Source organism: Roseateles sp. (genome assembly GCF_039929605.1).
GTDB lineage: Bacteria > Pseudomonadota > Gammaproteobacteria > Burkholderiales > Burkholderiaceae_C > Pelomonas.
The window spans coordinates 1-16893 of the sequence record NZ_JBDSQX010000073.1 but is presented as its reverse complement, the minus strand read 5'-3'; the positions used below and the strand labels follow the sequence as shown (position 1 = coordinate 16893).

Here is a 16893-nt window from a genome sequence, read left to right as displayed (position 1 = left end):
TAAGGGGTGTTGTGTCGCAGTTCGTAGGGCTGGTAAGCCATTTGCTGTCGCGATTCGCCCGTAAGGCTGGGCTGGGATGTTCTGTCGCGAACTGTTTACCGTAGGGCCAGACAATGGTGTTCTGTCGCAATACGACCCCGAGTAAGCCATTTGCTGTCGCAAAACGGGGGTTTTGGTAAGGGATATGTTGTCACCTTACTATGAAAGGGGCAAATCTTGTCGGACAGCTGCTAGCTATGAGGAAGCTGGCGACTCCGCTTTCCAATATTTTACATAATGCACATTGTCAACAATAAACCACTGCAGCTGATCGCCGTAGCCGAGTAACCACTACCATGCCGCCCCTAGACAAGGGTTGCAGGCGATGGCGCGGATGGAAGTCTCTGAGGTGGGCGCGTGGGCATGAAGTTGGTCGTGGGCCTGCTCTGGCTGTTGAGCTGGCTGCCGTTCCGCGCCGTCTCGGCGCTGGGCTGGCTGATCGGCAACCTGGTCGCGGCCATGCCGACGGCGCGCCGGCACATCGGCCGGGTGAACCTGAAGCTCGCGCTGCCGGACTGGACGCCCGCCGCACGCCGCACCCTGCTGCGCCGGCATTTCGTGGCCATGGTGCAGATGCTGTTGGAGTACGGCTACTGCTGGTTCTCGTCGAAGGAACGGCTCAAGCGCCTGATGCGCATCGAAGGGCTGGAACACCTGCGCGCGCTGGAGGGCCGCAACGTCATCCTGCTGGCGGCGCACTTCACCGGGCTGGACCTGGCCGGCGTGCGCGTCTCGCTGGAAACGCCGGTCGCCGGTTTCTACTCCGTGCAGAAGGACCCCTGGCTGGACGCGTTCTTCCACGCCAAGCGGACGCGCTTCGACTCCGGCGTCATGTTCGCCCGCCATCACGGCTCGCGGCCGCTGCTGCGCGCGTTGAAGGACGGCTACCGCCTCTACTACCTGCCCGACCAGGATCTCGGCCACCGCGATTCGATCTTCGTGCCCTTCTTCGGCGTGCCGGCAGCCACCATCACCGGCCTGTCGCGCATGGCGACCATGGCGAATGCGGCGGTGCTGCCGTGCTACCCGCGCCGTGATGCCGATGGCTACACGCTGGTCATCGAGCCGCCGCTGGAGAACTTCCCGACCGCCGACCTCGTGGCCGATGCCACGCGGATGAACGCCGTCATCGAAGGCATGGCGCGCCCGCAATTGCACCAGTACTTCTGGCTGCACAAGCGCTTCAAGTCGCGCCCGCCCGGCGAGGCCGACTTCTACGCGAAGTGAAACGCCCTGGCCGGGCGTGACGAACAGGCTGGCAACTCTTCCTTCGTTAGCATCGAAGGCTTTGGTTTCCCAAGCGCCCTCCATGCTCTGTCGCACCGCCGCCCCTGCCCTGCTGCTGGCCGCAGCTCTCGCCACCAACGCGCAAGAAGCGCCCAAAGAGGCAACCAAGGAGCCACCCAAGCCGCCAGCCTGGAATGTCAACACACCGCCCGGCGTGGCCAAGACGGCCAGCATCGATGTGAAGACCGGCACTTGGATGAGCGTGGACGTCAGCCCCGACGGCAAGACCCTCCTGTTCGACCTGCTGGGCGACCTGTACACGCTGCCCGTCGGCGGCGGCGAGGCCAAGGCGCTGACGCACTCCATCGCCTGGGAGCAGCAGGCGCGCTTCTCTCCCGATGGCAAGCAGATTGCCTTCCTGAGCGATGCCGGCGGCGGGGACAACCTCTGGGTCATGAATGTGGATGGCAGCGGCGCCCGCGCGGTAACGCAGGAGGACTTCCGCACGCTGAACAACCCGGCCTGGCACCCGAGCGGCAAGTACCTGCTGGCACGCAAGCACTACACCGGCACGCGCAGCGCCGGGTCGGGCGAGATCTGGCTGTTCCACGTCGACGGCGAAGCGGCCAAGAACAAGGGCGTGCAGCTCAACGAGAAGCCCAACTGGCAGAAGGACCTGGGCGAGCCGGCCATCTCGCCGGACGGCAAGTACCTCTACTACTCGCAGGACGCCACGCCCGGTCGCGTGTTTGAGTACAACAAGAACAGCAACGGCGAGATCTACAAGATCTACCGCCAGGACCTGAGCGACGGCTCGGTCGAGCCCTTCGTGCAGGGCGCTGGCGGCGCGGTGCGGCCGACGCCGTCGCCGGACGGCAAGTACCTCGCCTTCGTGCGCCGCGTGCGCAACCAGAGCACGCTGTTCCTGAAGGACCTGAGCACCGGCGTCGAGCGCCCGGCCTGGAGCGGCCTGTCGCGCGACTTGCAGGAGATCTGGGCGATGTGGGGCGTCTACCCGAGCTTCGCGTGGATGCCGGGCAGCAAGGAGCTGGTCGTCTGGGCCGAAGGCAGGATCTGGCGCGTCGACCCGTTCAAGGGCACGGCGGCCGACATTCCTTTCCACGTGAAGGACACCCGCGAGTTGCGCGAGCCGATGCGTTTTGCGCAGGCCGTGGCGCCGGATAGATTCGCCGTGCACCAGCTGCGCGGCGCCCAGGTGTCGCCGGACGGCAGGCGCGTCGTCTACTCGGCGCTGGGCTCGCTCTATGTCATGGATTTGCCGGATGGCACGCCGCGCCGCTTGACGAAGCAGGACGAGTCCTTCGAGTTCGCGCCCAGCTGGGCGCGCGACGGCAAGAGCCTGGTCTACGCCACCTGGCGCGACGACACGCAGGGCACGGTGCGCCGGCTCGACCTCGCCTCGGGCAAGGACTCCGTGCTCGTCAAGGAGCCCGGCAAGTACCTGGAGCCGCGCCTGTCGCCGGACGGCAAGCAGGTCGTCTATCGCAAGATCAAGGGTGGCGGGCTCACCAGCCCCTGGTACAGCCTGGACACCGGTCTCTACCTCGCCACCGCCGATGGTTCTGGCAAGGCCGAGCGCATCGCCAAGGAAGGCAGCGGCGCGCAATTCGGTGCCCGCAGCGACGAGGTCTTCTTCACGAAGACGAGCAGCCCCAGCGAGGTGGAGCAGCGCTTTGCGCTGACGCGCCTGAACCTGCGCGACCGCAGCGAGACCGAGGTCGCGCGCAGCGACGTGGCCAGCGAATACAGCGTGTCGCCCGATGGCCAGTGGCTGGGGCTTCGTCGAGCGATTTCATGCCTACGTAACGCCGCTGCCAAACGTGCAGGGGCAATCCGGCAAGGTCATCACCGTCGGCGCCAAGATGGACGCTCTGCCCGTGCGCCAGCTCGACGTGAACGCCGGCTCAGGCCTGCACTGGAGCGGCGACAGCAAGAAACTGCACTTCACGCTAGGCGATGAGCTGTTCACGGCCAATGCCGAAGGGAAGGACAAGGCGACGAGCCAGAAGATCGGCTTCGAGCAGGCGAGTGACAAGCCTGCCGGCAAGATCGCACTGACCGGCGCACGCATCGTCACGATGAAGGGCGACGAGGTGATCGAGGGCGGCACCGTTGTTGTGGACGGCAACCGCATCGTGGCCGTGGGCCAGGACATCGCCATCCCGCTGGATGCCAAGCGCATTGATGCCAGCGGCAAGACCATCGTGCCCGGCTTCATCGACGCGCACTGGCATGGCGCGATGAACGACGGCGGCCTGATCCCTCAGCAGAGCTGGATCAACCTCGCCTCGCTGGCCTTCGGCGTGACGACGCTGCACGACCCGTCCAACCACAGCGCGTCCATCTTCACGCAGAGCGAAATGCAGCGCGCCGGCCTGGTGCTGGGCCCGCGCATCTACTCGACCGGCACCATCCTCTACGGCGCCAAGACGCCCTACACGTCCAACGTCAACAGCCTGGACGACGCGCTGACCCACCTGAACCGCCAGAAGGCCGAAGGCGCCATCAGCGTGAAGAGCTACCAGCAGCCGCGCCGCGACCAGCGCCAGCAGATCCTGGAAGCTGCACGCCGCACCGGCATGATGGTCGTGCCCGAGGGCGGCTCACTGTTCCAGATGAACATGGGCATGGTGGTGGACGGCCACACGACGGTGGAGCACGCACTGCCGCTCGCCGAGGTGTGGGATGACGTCAAGCAGCTGTGGAGCCAGACCGCCGTGGGCTACACGCCGACGCTGAACGTCGGCTACGGCGGGCTGGACGGCGAGCATTACTGGTACGCCCGCACGGAGGTCTGGAAGCACCCCTTGCTGAGCCGCTACGTGCCGCGCTCCGTGCTTGAGCCCCGCGCCGTGCGCCGCGAGACCGCGCCCGAGGAGGACTTCAACGTGCTGCGCGTGGCCCGCACGGCGACGGCACTGTCACGTGCCGGTGTCAACACCTCCATCGGCGCCCACGGCCAGCGCGAAGGTCTGGGCGCGCACTGGGAGATGTGGATGTTCGTGCTGGGCGGCATGACGCCGATGGAGGCACTGCGCACCGCCTCCATCAACCCGGCTCGCAACTTCGGCTTCGACAAAGACCTAGGCTCCATCGAGCCGGGCAAGCTGGCCGACCTGGTCGTCATCGACGGCAATCCGCTGACCGATATTCGGCAGAGCGACCGCATCGTGCAGGTCATGCAGAACGGTCGGCTGTTCGACGCGATGACGATGAACCAGATCGCACCCGTCGCCAAGGTCCGCAAGCCGCTGTTCTTCGAAGGCGCAGATGGCCAGACGATGCCGATCGACGGCGAGGCGCTGGAATCGGGGCATTTGGGCGATTGATACCTCACTTGTGGCGTCATCTAATTTGATGCACATTTGCATCAAATCATTAAAGGAGCGAGCCATGCGAACCACCGTCACGTTGGACGACGATCTGTACAAGGAAGCCGTTGAGATGTCCGACAACAAGCTTGAAGGCGCGCGATTGATCGAAGAAGCCGTGCGTACCTATGTGCAGGTACGCGCCGCGCAGCGCCTGATTGCGCTGGGCGGCTCCGTTCCTGGCATGCAGCCAATTCCTAGGCGCCGCCCCGTCGTTGAGTCGACATGATCCTGGTGGACACCTGCGTCTGGTCAGAGCATTTCAAGCAGGCCGATCCCGTACTGGTCGCCCTGCTGCAGTTGCGTCAGGTGCTCTCGCATGACTTGGTCATCGGCGAGTTGGCCTGCGGCACACCGCCAACACCCCGCGCCAAAGTGCTGGTTGAAATGGGCAGGCTGCCTCGTGCTGGCGCAGCGACGGTGGCAGAAGCCATCAGCCTGCTGGACCGCGAAAAACTGTTCGGTCGGGGCCTTGGCTTGATCGACGTGCTGCTGCTGGCTTCCGCGCTCATCACGCCGGGCGCCTCCCTCTACACACTGGACAAACGCCTCGACGCCGCCGCCCGCCAACTCGGCATCGCCTACGGCAGTGCTTCGCACTGAAAACAGCCCCTAGAATGCCGCCGTTCAGGAGAGCGCCCCGGTGAAGTTGGGGGCCGCCGAAGGCGCAGGGGGTCACCCTCCGAACGCTCAGGCAAAAGGACTGACAAAACGCGACGAGTGGCTGACACTTGCCGCGTTCCTCACTGGAGAGAGGCTGACGCAAGGTCAGCCCACCGAAGGGGCAAGCTTGCGCGGGACTGCACACCGCCTTGTCAATCTCTCAGGTACCCCGGACAGCGAGGACATCCACACCCGAATTCCGTCGGAGCTCTGATGTCCTCTTTGCCGTCTTCCCTCAAAACCACGCCTCTTCACGCCCTCCACGTCGAACTCGGCGCCAAGATGGTGCCCTTCGCCGGCTACGACATGCCGGTGCAATACCCGAGCGGCGTGATGGCCGAACACAAGCACACGCGCGCCGCCGCGGGCTTGTTCGACGTGTCGCACATGGGCCAGGTGCGCATCGTCGGTGCTGACGCCGCGGCCGCTCTCGAAACGCTGGTGCCGGTCGACATCGTCGACCTGGGTGCGTTCAAGCAGCGCTACGCCCTGTTCACGAACGACCAGGGCGGCCTGCTGGACGACCTGATGGTCTGCAAGCGGCCAGACGACCTGTTCGTCGTGGTGAACGCCGGTTGCAAGGACCAGGACATTGCGCACATGCAAAAGCATCTGGCGGGTCGCTGCGAGGTCATCCCCGTGCCCGAGCGCGCGCTGCTGGCGCTGCAAGGCCCGCAGGCCGTCGACGTGCTGAGCCGCCTGAACCCCGAGGTCGCCAAGCTGACCTTCATGACCGGCGGCTTCTTCTCGCTCGACGGCATCGACACCTTCCTGACCCGCTCGGGCTACACCGGCGAGGACGGCTACGAAATCTCCGTCCATCAGGACGACGCCGAGGCGCTGGCCCGCAAGCTGCTGAGCCACGCCGAGGTCAAGCCCATCGACCTGGGCGCCCGCGACTCGCTGCGCCTGGAAGCCGGCTTGTGCCTTTACGGCCACGACATCAACGAGACGACCACGCCGGTCGAGGCGTCGATCATCTGGGCCATTCAGAAGGTTCGCCGCGCTGGCGGCGCGCGTGCCGGCGGCTATCCCGGCGCGGCGGTCATCGACGAACAACTCGCCAACGGCGCTGCTCGCAAGCGCGTCGGCCTCGTCGGCAAGGAGCGCATGCCCGTGCGCGAAGGCGCCAAGATCGTGACGGGCGATGGCACCGAGATCGGCATCGTCACCAGCGGCACGCTCGGCCCGACGGTGAACCAGCCAGTCGCCCTCGCCTACCTCGACAAGGCCCACACCGCCGTCGGCACCGAAGTCTTCGCCCTCGTGCGCGACAAGCGCACGCCCATGGTCGTCTCCCCTACCCCCTTCACCCCCAACCGCTACTACAGAGGCTGAACGCGATGAGCATCAAGTACACCCCCGACCACGAATGGCTTGACGTGCACGGCGATGGCACGGCCACCGTTGGCATCACCGTCCACGCACAGGACGCGCTGGGCGACGTCGTCTTCGTGGACCTGCCCGAAGTGGGCAAGACCTACGCCGAGAAGGAAGTCGCCGGCGTCGTCGAATCCGTCAAGGCTGCGGCCGACGTCTACATGCCTGTTGACGGCGAAATCACCGAGGTCAACGAAGCCCTGCGCGACGACCCGGCACTGGCCAACACCGACCCGCTGAAGGCAGGCTGGTTCTTCAAGGTCAAGCTGAGTAACCCCGCCCAGCTCGACGCGTTGATGGACGCCACCGCCTACGACGATCTGGTCAAGACCCTCTGAACTCCCTGCTGTAGACCTGCCATGCCGACGCCGCTTTCCCATCTCGAAGACGCTTCCGAATTCCACGCCCGCCACATCGGGCCCGATGCCGTCGATGAATCCCTGATGTGCGCGGCGGTCGGCGTGGCCAGTCGGTCCGCGCTGATCGATGCGGTCGTGCCCGCATCCATCCGCCGAAGTGCCGGCATGAAGCTACCCGCGCCCATCACCGAGGCCGGCGCGCTGGCCGAGTTGAAAGCGATTGCGGCCAAGAACAAGGTCTACAAGAGCTTCATCGGCCAGGGCTACTACGGCACGCACACGCCGGGCGTCATCCTGCGCAACGTCCTGGAGAACCCCGCCTGGTACACGGCCTACACGCCCTACCAGGCCGAGATCTCGCAGGGCCGCATGGAAGCCATCCTGAACTTCCAGACGATGGTGACCGACCTCACCGGCATGGACATCGCCAACGGCTCGATGCTGGATGAAGCCACCTCGGCCGCCGAGGCCGTGACGCTGGCCAAACGCGGTGTGAAGAGCAAGAGCAACACGCTGATCGTGGCCGGCGATGTGCACCCGCAGACCATCGAAGTGATCCAGACGCGCTGCGCGCCGCTCGGCATCGAGGTCAAGGTCGGCATGGCGCCCACGCTGATGGCCGAGAACGACTATTTCGCCGTCGTCTGCCAGTACCCGAGCACCACCGGCCTCATCCACGACCTGAAGGCCTTCGCAGACCAGGCCCATACGAAGCAAGCCGCCTTCATCGTCTGCACAGACCTGCTCGCGCTGACGATGCTGGTCTCGCCCGGCGAGTTCGGCGCCGACATCGTGGCCGGCAACAGCCAGCGCTTCGGCATGCCCATGGGCGCCGGTGGCCCGCACGCGGCCTTCCTGGCTTGTCGTGACGAGTTCAAGCGCTCGATGCCCGGCCGCCTCGTCGGCGTGTCCAAGGACGCCCAGGGCCACCCGGCCATGCGCCTGGCGCTGCAGACCCGCGAGCAGCACATCCGCCGCGAGAAGGCCACGTCCAACATCTGCACGGCGCAAGTGCTGCCCGCCGTCGTGGCCAGCATGTACGCGGTCTATCACGGCCCGCAAGGCCTGCAGCGCATCGCCGAGCGTGTGGCCAGCTACGCGGCCATCCTGCATGCCGGGCTGACGCGCATGGGCGTCAAGGTGCTGACGCCGCAGGTCTTCGACACGCTGCTCGCCGAGTGCGACGCCGCTGCCGTCACTGCCAAGGCCGTGGCCGCTCAAGCCAACCTGCGCAAGCACAGCGACAAGCACGTCAGCGTCGCGCTGGACGAGACCACCTCGCGTGCCGACATCGAAGCCATCTGGCGCTGGTTCGCGCCCGCCGGAGCCACGGTGCCCAAGGTCGAGGAATTCGCAGCCGGCGTCGAGAGCCTCATCCCGTCGCACCTGCGCCGCAGCAGCGCCTTCCTGACCCACCCGGTCTTCAACACGCACCACAGCGAAACCGAGATGCTGCGCTACATCCGCAGCCTGTCCGACAAGGACCTGGCGCTGGACCGCAGCATGATCCCGCTGGGCTCCTGCACGATGAAGCTCAACGCCACGGCCGAGATGATCCCCATCACCTGGCCCGAGTTCGCCAACGTCCACCCGTTCGCGCCGCAGGACCAGTTGGCCGGCTACACCGAGCTGGACCAACTGCTGCAGAACTGGCTGACCGAGTGCACCGGCTACGCCGGCATCAGCCTGCAGCCCAACGCCGGTTCGCAGGGCGAGTACGCCGGCCTGCTGGCCATCAAGGCCTGGCACGAGTCACGCGGCGACGCGGGCCGCACGGTCTGCTTGATTCCTGAAAGCGCGCACGGCACCAACCCGGCCTCGGCGCAGATGTGCGGCATGCAGGTCGTCGTCACCAAGTGCGACAAGGAAGGCAACATCGACCTCGTCGACCTGAAGGCCAAGTGCGAACAACACGCCCCCAAGCTCGCCGCGATCATGATCACCTACCCCTCCACGTACGGCGTGTTCGACACGCACGTGAAGGAGATCTGCGCGATGGTGAAGAGCCACGGCGGCCGTGTCTACGTGGACGGCGCCAACATGAACGCGCTGGTCGGCGTCGCCGCACCGGGCGAGTTCGGTGGCGACGTGTCGCACCTGAACCTGCACAAGACCTTCTGCATCCCGCACGGCGGCGGCGGCCCGGGCGTCGGTCCGGTCTGCGTGGTGGAGGACCTCGTGCCCTTCCTGCCCGCGCACCGCACGGCGGGCCTCGGCAAGGCCAGCAACATCGGCGCCGTGTCAGCGGCTCCATTGGGCAATGCGGCCGTGCTGCCGATCTCTTGGATGTACATCCGCATGATGGGCGCGGAGGGTTTGAAGAAGGCCACCGAAGTGGCCATCCTGTCGGCCAACTACGTCGCGGCCCGCCTGTCGGACTACTACGACATCCACTTCAGCGGCGGCATTGACGGCGTCAAGGGCGGCGGCGTGGCCCACGAGTGCATCCTGGACCTGCGCCCGCTGAAAGAGACTTCCGGAATCAGCGCCGAAGACGTCGCCAAGCGCCTCATCGACTACGGCTTCCACGCGCCGACGCTGAGCTTCCCCGTCGCCGGCACGCTGATGGTCGAGCCGACCGAGAGCGAGAGCCGCGCCGAACTGGACCGCTTCATCGACGCGATGATCCAGATCCGCCAGGAGATCGCCGATGTCGAAGCCGGCAAGGTCAGCCGCGAGGACAACCCGCTCGTCAACGCGCCGCACACGGCCATGGTCGTCAGCGCGACGGACTGGCCCCATGCCTACAGCCGCGAAGCCGCCGCCTTCCCGCTGCCCTCGCTGCGCCGCCAGAAGTACTGGTCGCCGGTGGGGCGTGTGGACAACGTGTGGGGTGATCGGAATCTGTTCTGCAGCTGCGTGCCCCTGACCGAATACGAAGACGCTTGAAATGACAGATTTTCGATTCGTTGTCAGAATCGAAGAAATCTGCCAATCGGAGAAAAGTATGGAAGCCATTCGCATGTCCAAGGAAGGTCGGGTCCTGATCCCGGCCGAATTGCGCAAGGCACTCGACCTGAGGCCGGACGAACCACTGTCCATGTATGTGGAGGACGGTGAACTGCGCATCGTGGCGCGTCGGCAGGCCATCAAGGCGATGCAAGCGCGTGTGGCGCCGTACAAGCCCAAGGACGGTGCCAGCGTCGTGGACGAATTGATACGCGAGCGCCGTGACGAGGCCGCGCGGGATTAACGGGCGATGCCGTTCGTCTACGACACGTCGGCGCTGCTGGCTTCGGTGTTCAGCGAACCGGGTGGCGATGCCGTCGTGGATCTCGCCGTGGGCCACGGCGGCTTGATGAGCGCAGTTAACTGGGCCGAGTGTGCTTCCAAGCTGGCCGACCAGGGCTATCCGAAGGCCCGCGTGGAGTTCGAGCTGAAGCAATTCGGGCTAGAGGTGGTGTCGCTGACCGCAGGTTTGGCACTTCAAGCGGGCTTGCTGCGCCCCTCCACCCGAACACTCGGGCTGTCTCTCGGCGACCGGTGCTGCCTGGCATTGGCGGCGTCCCTTGCAGACGCTACCGTCGTCACTGCCGACAAAGCCTGGGCCAAGGTGCCCGGGTTCAATTTCCGTTTCATCCGCTAACCATGGCCGTTTCCGTCTTCGACCTCTTCAAAATCGGCATTGGCCCGAGCAGCTCGCACACCGTCGGGCCGATGCGCGCGGCGCGGCTGTTCGGGTTGCGGCTGCAGCACGACGGCCTGCTCGACAAGACGGCCCGTGTGCAGGTCATCCTCTACGGCAGTCTGGGCGCCACCGGCAAGGGCCACGGCAGCGACAAGGCGGTGCTGCTGGGCCTGGCCGGGCATGAGCCGGACAGCGTCGACATCGAGGCCATCCCGGGCTTGATGGACACGATCCGCGCGGGCGACCTGAATATCGTCGGCCAGCATGCCGTCAAGTTCGACGAAGCCAAGGACCTGATCTTCAAGCGCCGCGAGACGCTGCCCTTCCACGCCAACGGCATGCGCTGCATCGCCTTCGACGCGGACGGCAGCGAAGTCGCCAACCGCGTCTACTACTCCGTCGGCGGCGGCTTCGTCGTCAGCGACGAAGTGGCGGCCGATGGCAGCAAGCAGAAAGTGATCGCGCCCGACACCACCGTGCTGCCCTACCCCTTCAAGTCAGGTGACGAGCTGCTGGTGCTGACGCAGCGCCACGGCATCTCCATCGCCGAGCTGATGCGCCGCAACGAATGCCACTGGCGCACCGAGGCCGAGATCGACGCCGGCCTGATGAAAATCTGGGACGTCATGCAGGCCTGCGTCGTGCGCGGCTGCAAGACGGAAGGCGTGCTGCCCGGCGGCTTCAAGGTGAAGCGCCGCGCGGCGCAGCTGCATCGCGACCTGACGGCCAACCCCGAGGCAGCCCTGCGTGACCCGTTGATGGTGATGGACTGGGTGAACCTGTACGCGCTGGCCGTCAACGAGGAGAACGCCGCCGGCGGCCGCGTCGTCACGGCGCCCACCAACGGCGCGGCGGGCATCGTGCCCGCAGTGCTGCACTACTACACACGCTTCGTCCACGGCAGCACGCAAAAGGGCGTCGTCGACTTCCTGCTGACCGCCGCTGCCATCGGCATCCTCTACAAGGAAAACGCCTCCATCAGCGGCGCCGAGGTTGGCTGCCAGGGCGAGGTGGGCGTGGCCTGCTCGATGGCCGCTGCGGCGCTTTGCCAAGTGATGGGTGGCACGCCGGAGCAGGTCGAGAACGCCGCCGAGATCGGCATGGAGCATCACCTCGGCCTCACCTGCGACCCGGTCGGCGGCCTGGTGCAGATCCCGTGCATCGAGCGCAACGCGATTGCATCGGTCAAGGCGATCAACGCGGCGCGCATGGCGCTGCGCGGCGACGGCACGCACTTCGTCAGCCTGGACAAGGTCATCAAGACGATGCGCGACACGGGCGCGGACATGATGACCAAGTACAAGGAAACGGCGCGCGGCGGCCTGGCCGTGAACATCGTCGAGTGCTGAAGCCGTTGAGCCATGTGCCTCGCCGCGTTCGCGCTGAACGCCCACCCGCGCTTCCCGCTCGTCATCGCCGCCAACCGCGATGAGTTCTTCGCCCGCTCGGCAGCGCCGATGGCCTGGTGGGCAGACCGGCCCGACATCCTCGCCGGCCGCGACCTCAGTGCCGGCGGCACCTGGTTCGGCCTCACGCGCACCGGGCGGCTCGCGCTGCTGACCAATGTGCGCGAACCCGGCCGGCAGGACGCCCAGGCGCCCTCGCGAGGCGACCTCGTCGTCGACTGGCTGTCTAGCGGGGTCGACGCCCTTGCCTTCGCCGATGCGCTCGAGCCCGGCTACAACGGCTTCAACCTGATCACCGCCGACGTGGCCCGCAATACCTGGCACTGGCTCAGCAACCGCGCGCCAACGCCGGTGGCCATCGAGGCGGGTATTCATGCACTGTCCAACGCGGCGCTGGACACACCCTGGCCCAAGGCGCAGGGCATCAAGTTGGCTCTGGCCGATGCGCTGGCCGATGCCGGCAATGCCGGCAACGCCGAGCAACTGGCCGCACGGCTCATCGACGCCCTCGCCGACGCCACCCCAGCGCCTGACGCCGCCTTGCCGGACACCGGCATCGGCGTGGCGCGCGAGCGCCTGCTGTCGCCTCGCTTCGTCCATATGCCCGACCCGGCCAACCCCGGCGTCGCCATCTACGGCACACGCTGTGCCACGGTGCTGATCCGGGACCGCAGCGGCGCCACCCAGATCATCGAGCGAAGCATCACGGCCGAGGGCCGCTGGCTCGCGCCGGTCACCCACCGCTTGGCCTGCTGGCCTTGACCGGAGGCGGCGCGACGCACAAGCTGCGTTACCGTCGCAACTTTGCTTCCCCCCGTCTTTGCCATGCCCCTGACGCACCTACGCCGTTCGTCTGCTGTCCGCTGGACCGCACTGGCCTGCATGCTGGTCGCCAGCCTTGCCGCCGTACGCTGGACTTTCCAGTTAGGTCTTAGCAGCTTGCTGCCGGACGCACAGGAGTCCGGCATCATGTCGCCCACACTGCTGTTTGCCGGCAGTGCCATGGTCTGGTGGATGGCCGGCTGGCCGCACGGGCAGGCTCCAAGCGAGACAGCGCGGCGCGCGGTGCGCGGCCTTGCGCTGCTGCTGGCGGTGATACCCGTGCTGATGCTCTTCGAGGCGGTTAGCGGCCATTCGCTGGGCATCGACATCACCCACCCGGGCATCTTGCCGACGGCGCTGAGCCCCTACCCGGGCCGTATCTCGCCGAATGCCTGCTGCGCGCTGTTGCTGTTGTTCTCCAGCCTGGCCCTGCTCACCTGCAAGCCCAGCCGCGCCGTCCAGCACCTGGCCGCGGCTTGCATCGCCACCGCGGTGCTGATCGCTTCCCTGGGCATCCTGGGCTATCTGCTGCGGCTGGAGCAGCTCTACCGGTGGGGCTCGTTCAACCGCCTGACGCTGACAACGGCCATCGGCCTGGTGCTGCTCGCCGTCGCGCTGTGGGAGCTGCACCTGCGCTGGAGCGGTGCGCAGCAGCGCATGGACCAACACGAGCAACGCATCACGCGGCGTTCGCTCGCCGTGCTGGCCGTCATTGCCATAGCTGCGGGTGCCGGCGGCTTCGCGGCGCTCGAACCGGAGCTGGAGCACGCGCGCCAGGAGGAGGTGCAGTCCACCGCAGTCATCACCGGCGAGGCGCTGACCAGTGCGCTGGACACCGGCGTCTGGCTGGCAGCCACCACCGCAACCCGGGCCAACGTCGTGGCGCAGGTCGCGAGTGCCGCCGCGCGCACGGATGCCGACGACCTGGACCGCCTGCGCACCATCACCCAGAGCCTGCTGACGGCCGGCGTGACGGCGGCGCGCTTCGTCGACCCGGCCGGCGCGACGCTGGCCGAGGCCGGTGCCTTCGCCACATCACCTAACGCCCATGGGCTGACCCTGGCGCGCGACTACGCCGCCAACAGCCGCCTGGCCTGGGCCGGTGGCTTCCTGCTGGTGACCGACCTGCCCATCACCGACAAGGGCGAAGTCATCGGCCGCTTCCAGAGCGAACAACACCTTGCGCTGATGGACCGCCTCGTCGCACGAATCCGCGATGCCGAAAGCTCGTCGGATGTGCTGATCTGCGCCCGCGTCGCCGATGCCGCCTCCTGCCTGCCGTCCAAGCTCTATCCCCAAACCGTCACGATCCCGATGTTCGACGCCAACGGCCGCGTCAACCTGCCCATCAACCGCGCGCTGCTGGGCGAGTCCGGCGTCACGCAGACCTCCGACCTGCGCGGCATCCGCGTCGTCGCCGCGTTCGGGCCACTTGCGCGCACCGGCCTGGCCATGGTCGTCAAGGAAGACACCGAGGCGGTCTTCAGCGCCATCCGCCAGCGCCTGAGCTGGCTCGCGCTGCTGCTGGGCATCCTCGTGCTCGCCGGCACCTGGCTGCTCAGGCAGCATGTGCGGCCCCTGCTCAAACAGCTGGCCGCCAGCGAGCAGCGCATGCGCGACGTCATGAACGCCATCCCGGCCATCGTCGGCGCCTTCGATGCCGAGGAGCGCTGCATCTTCGCCAACGACCTGGCGCTCAAGGTCCACGGCATCGGGCGTCACCAGGCCGTTGGCATGAGCATGCGCGATGGCCTCGGCGAAAAAAGCTACGCGCTGCACCAGCCCCATGTGCGCGCAGCGATGCAAGGCAAGCACCAGTCGTTCGAAGGCTCCCTGCCCTGGCGCGGCGGCACCGGCTACTTCCAGATCCATCTCGTGCCCATGCGCGACCCGCTGACCGATGCGGTCAACGGCGTCTACCTGATGACCTTCGACATCACCGAGCTGCGCAGCGCCCAGCTGCAGCAGGAGCGCAGCGAACGAAGGCTCAGGTCCATCACCGACAACCTGCCCGCGCTGATCTCGCACCTCGATGCCGAAGGCCGCTATCTGTTCGCCAACCGCCAGTTCGAAACCCTGCTCGGCGTCAAACCCGAGCAACTGCTCGGCCACCGCATCGATGAGGTCCGCGACCGGGCCTATGTGGAGCAGATCAAGCCCTGGTTGCGGCAGGCCATGGCGGGGCAGACCGTCGTCTTCGAATCAGAAACCGGGCCGCGGAACGGCGAGCCGCGCAAGTACCAGCAGACCTATGTGCCCGAGTTCGACACCGATGGCCGGGTCATCGGCGTGTTCGCGGTCACCTTCGACATCACCGAGCGCAAGCTGGCCGAACAACGCGTCAACGACGCCCAGGCCAAGCTGAAGGCGATCGCGGACAACCTGCCGGTCCTGATCTCCTACATCGACCGCCAGCACCGCCTCACCTTCGCCAACAAGACCTTCCAGACCTGGATGGGCGTCGACCCCGAACTCGCCGTCGGCAATCACCTCCAGGCCCTGCTGGGACCGGCGCTGTACGAGCAGCGCCGCCAGCAGATCGAGCAGGCGCTCTCGGGCGAACGCGTCGAATTCGAAATCGTCTCGCAGGCCTTGGGCATCACGCGCGAGCTGCAGACGGTCTACATCCCCGACCGCCGGGCCGACGACCGCATCGTCGGCATCTACGCGCTGTCCACCGACGTGACCGCGATGAAGGACGCCGAGCGCCGCCTGCAGGAGCTGGCCCGCAACGACCCCCTGACCGGCCTGCCCAACCGCCGCGAGTTCGAGAGCCGGCTGGCACTGGCACTGGCCCGTAGCCGCCGCCACGGCAAGGGCATTGGCCTGATCTTCATGGACGTGGACCACTTCAAGCACATCAACGACACCTACGGCCACGCCGCCGGCGACCTGGTGTTGAAGGAGTTCGCCGTGCGCGTTTGCGCAGCCGTGCGCAAGACAGACACCGCCGCACGCCTGGCCGGCGACGAGTTCGTCGTCATCCTCGAAGGCCTGGCTGGCGACGCCGAGGCCAGCCACGTCGCCGCCAAGCTCGTCGAGGCGATCCGGGCGCCCATGCGCCTGCCCGGCGGCGCGGAGATCAGCGTGACCACCAGCGTCGGCCTGGCCTGCTGGGGCGGCACCGGCGAAGGCGCGGAGGACATCCTCGACCGTGCCGACCGCGCCCTCTACCGGGCGAAGGCCGCCGGGCGCGACACCTTGGCGCAGACGATCTTCTGAGCTAGCCGCCGCTTCAGCGCGTCGCGCACTGAATGGCGTCCACGATCTCCGGCTTGGCGACCCCCAGCGTGCGCCGGTCGATGACGCCCATGATGTCGGTGGACGTCGCGCTCCAGGTCATGTTGCCGTTGTCCCACCAGAACGCCGGGATGCCGGCCTTGCGGGCACCACGCGCGAAGTAGGCCGCGTGCTTGACGCGCTCGGCGAGGTTGTTCTTGTCGGTCGACGCCCACTCGCCCATGACGACCGGTGTGCCGGCCTGGATGAACTTGGTATTCAACCGCGTGAACATCTCGTCCAGCTCCGCCTGACCGCTGAAGACCGAGCCGCCCTTCTGGTTGAGCGCGAAGTCGTAGGGCGAGTAGGCGTGCACCGAGACGGCGATGTGCTTGTCCTTGGGCAGCACGAGGGCGTTGGTCTGCTCGGCGGTGGCCGTGGCCGCATAGCCGGGCAGCATCACCAGGCGGCGCAGGTTGTTGCCGCCCGTCGCACGGATGGCATTCAGCGCCACCGCGTTCAAGCGGTTCAGCACGTCGTAGTACTCCGGCTTGCCCCACCAGTCGTCCACGCCGGCTACCGACACGCGCGGTTCGTTCATCGTCTCGAAGACGACGCGATGGTCGTACTTGGGGTGCCCTCAAGAAACGGAAAATTCTGTACGTTAAGCCCACTGGATCTAAAGCGCCCGATTGAACCGCCAGTCGACGCATAAGGCGCGGGTTGGGAGGTAGCAAGCATGCCGTCATGGTGCCGGA

13 protein-coding genes, 1 pseudogene and 2 riboswitches are annotated in these 16893 nt (G+C 66.7%); of the genes and pseudogenes, 13 read left to right on the top strand and 1 reads right to left on the bottom strand.

All coding sequences use genetic code 11. The features are described from left to right. Positions 1-402: 402 nt before the first annotated feature. From ABIS05_RS09960 to ABIS05_RS09900, 13 genes are all read left to right on the top strand, one after another. Entirely contained in the window at positions 403-1266 is an 864-nt protein-coding gene (locus ABIS05_RS09960) for a lipid A biosynthesis acyltransferase (protein ID WP_348009150.1), read from the top strand. Positions 1267-1348: 82 nt separating this feature from the next. Then, positions 1349-3247 (top strand): hypothetical protein, encoded by a 1899-nt coding sequence (locus tag ABIS05_RS09955; RefSeq protein ID WP_348009149.1) that lies wholly within the window; start codon positions 1349-1351, stop codon positions 3245-3247. Continuing rightward, positions 3150-4616, top strand: a complete 1467-nt coding sequence (locus tag ABIS05_RS09950; RefSeq protein WP_348009148.1) for an amidohydrolase family protein — start codon at positions 3150-3152, stop codon at positions 4614-4616. The genes ABIS05_RS09955 and ABIS05_RS09950 overlap by 98 nt, the downstream gene beginning before the upstream one ends. 64 nt (positions 4617-4680) lie before the next feature. Then, on the top strand, positions 4681-4887 hold the full coding sequence (locus tag ABIS05_RS09945) for a type II toxin-antitoxin system VapB family antitoxin (RefSeq protein ID WP_348009147.1): 207 nt from the start codon (positions 4681-4683) through the stop codon (positions 4885-4887). Continuing rightward, on the top strand, positions 4884-5261 hold the full coding sequence (locus ABIS05_RS09940) for a PIN domain-containing protein (protein ID WP_348009146.1): 378 nt from the start codon (positions 4884-4886) through the stop codon (positions 5259-5261). Before ABIS05_RS09945 ends, ABIS05_RS09940 begins: the two co-directional genes overlap by 4 nt. 15 nt (positions 5262-5276) lie before the next feature. Next, positions 5277-5374, top strand: a riboswitch (glycine riboswitch). Between the two features lie 20 nt (positions 5375-5394). After that, a riboswitch (glycine riboswitch) is annotated at positions 5395-5508 on the top strand. A 26-nt stretch (positions 5509-5534) separates the two neighbouring features. Beyond that, complete coding sequence (gene gcvT / locus ABIS05_RS09935; RefSeq protein WP_348009145.1) at positions 5535-6659, top strand: glycine cleavage system aminomethyltransferase GcvT; 1125 nt, start codon at positions 5535-5537, stop codon at positions 6657-6659. Positions 6660-6664: 5 nt separating this feature from the next. After that, positions 6665-7039, top strand: coding sequence for a glycine cleavage system protein GcvH (gcvH, locus tag ABIS05_RS09930; RefSeq protein WP_348009144.1), 375 nt, complete (start codon positions 6665-6667; stop codon positions 7037-7039). A 21-nt stretch (positions 7040-7060) separates the two neighbouring features. Next, on the top strand, positions 7061-9949 hold the full coding sequence (gcvP, locus tag ABIS05_RS09925) for an aminomethyl-transferring glycine dehydrogenase (RefSeq protein ID WP_348009143.1): 2889 nt from the start codon (positions 7061-7063) through the stop codon (positions 9947-9949). 58 nt (positions 9950-10007) lie between these two features. Further along, complete coding sequence (locus ABIS05_RS09920; protein WP_348009142.1) at positions 10008-10253, top strand: AbrB/MazE/SpoVT family DNA-binding domain-containing protein; 246 nt, start codon at positions 10008-10010, stop codon at positions 10251-10253. Positions 10254-10259: 6 nt separating this feature from the next. Continuing rightward, positions 10260-10646 (top strand): type II toxin-antitoxin system VapC family toxin, encoded by a 387-nt coding sequence (locus ABIS05_RS09915; protein WP_348009141.1) that lies wholly within the window; start codon positions 10260-10262, stop codon positions 10644-10646. A gap of 2 nt (positions 10647-10648) precedes the next feature. Next, the gene (locus ABIS05_RS09910) at positions 10649-12037 is read left to right on the top strand and encodes an L-serine ammonia-lyase (RefSeq protein WP_348009140.1); all 1389 of its coding nucleotides are present in this window, start codon (positions 10649-10651) and stop codon (positions 12035-12037) included. Positions 12038-12049: 12 nt separating this feature from the next. Further along, complete coding sequence (locus ABIS05_RS09905; protein ID WP_348009139.1) at positions 12050-12856, top strand: NRDE family protein; 807 nt, start codon at positions 12050-12052, stop codon at positions 12854-12856. 207 nt (positions 12857-13063) lie between these two features. After that, positions 13064-16138, top strand: coding sequence for a PAS domain-containing protein (locus ABIS05_RS09900; protein ID WP_348009138.1), 3075 nt, complete (start codon positions 13064-13066; stop codon positions 16136-16138). A 13-nt stretch (positions 16139-16151) separates the two neighbouring features. Here ABIS05_RS09900 and ABIS05_RS09895 read toward each other — a convergent pair. Further along, positions 16152-16754: pseudogene (locus ABIS05_RS09895) on the bottom strand (cellulase family glycosylhydrolase); the annotation flags it as partial. Positions 16755-16893: the final 139 nt, after the last annotated feature.

Bases quoted from the DNA above. Each gene is read 5' to 3' on its own strand.
- ABIS05_RS09960 (WP_348009150.1), top strand. From the start codon at position 403: ATGAAGTTGGTCGTGGGCCTGCTCTGGCTGTTGAGCTGGCTGCCGTTC.
- ABIS05_RS09955 (WP_348009149.1), top strand. From the start codon at position 1,349: ATGCTCTGTCGCACCGCCGCCCCTGCCCTGCTGCTGGCCGCAGCTCTC.
- ABIS05_RS09950 (WP_348009148.1), top strand. From the start codon at position 3,150: ATGGACGCTCTGCCCGTGCGCCAGCTCGACGTGAACGCCGGCTCAGGC.
- ABIS05_RS09945 (WP_348009147.1), top strand. From the start codon at position 4,681: ATGCGAACCACCGTCACGTTGGACGACGATCTGTACAAGGAAGCCGTT.
- ABIS05_RS09940 (WP_348009146.1), top strand. From the start codon at position 4,884: ATGATCCTGGTGGACACCTGCGTCTGGTCAGAGCATTTCAAGCAGGCC.
- gcvT (WP_348009145.1), top strand. From the start codon at position 5,535: ATGTCCTCTTTGCCGTCTTCCCTCAAAACCACGCCTCTTCACGCCCTC.
- gcvH (WP_348009144.1), top strand. From the start codon at position 6,665: ATGAGCATCAAGTACACCCCCGACCACGAATGGCTTGACGTGCACGGC.
- gcvP (WP_348009143.1), top strand. From the start codon at position 7,061: ATGCCGACGCCGCTTTCCCATCTCGAAGACGCTTCCGAATTCCACGCC.
- ABIS05_RS09920 (WP_348009142.1), top strand. From the start codon at position 10,008: ATGGAAGCCATTCGCATGTCCAAGGAAGGTCGGGTCCTGATCCCGGCC.
- ABIS05_RS09915 (WP_348009141.1), top strand. From the start codon at position 10,260: ATGCCGTTCGTCTACGACACGTCGGCGCTGCTGGCTTCGGTGTTCAGC.
- ABIS05_RS09910 (WP_348009140.1), top strand. From the start codon at position 10,649: ATGGCCGTTTCCGTCTTCGACCTCTTCAAAATCGGCATTGGCCCGAGC.
- ABIS05_RS09905 (WP_348009139.1), top strand. From the start codon at position 12,050: ATGTGCCTCGCCGCGTTCGCGCTGAACGCCCACCCGCGCTTCCCGCTC.
- ABIS05_RS09900 (WP_348009138.1), top strand. From the start codon at position 13,064: ATGTCGCCCACACTGCTGTTTGCCGGCAGTGCCATGGTCTGGTGGATG.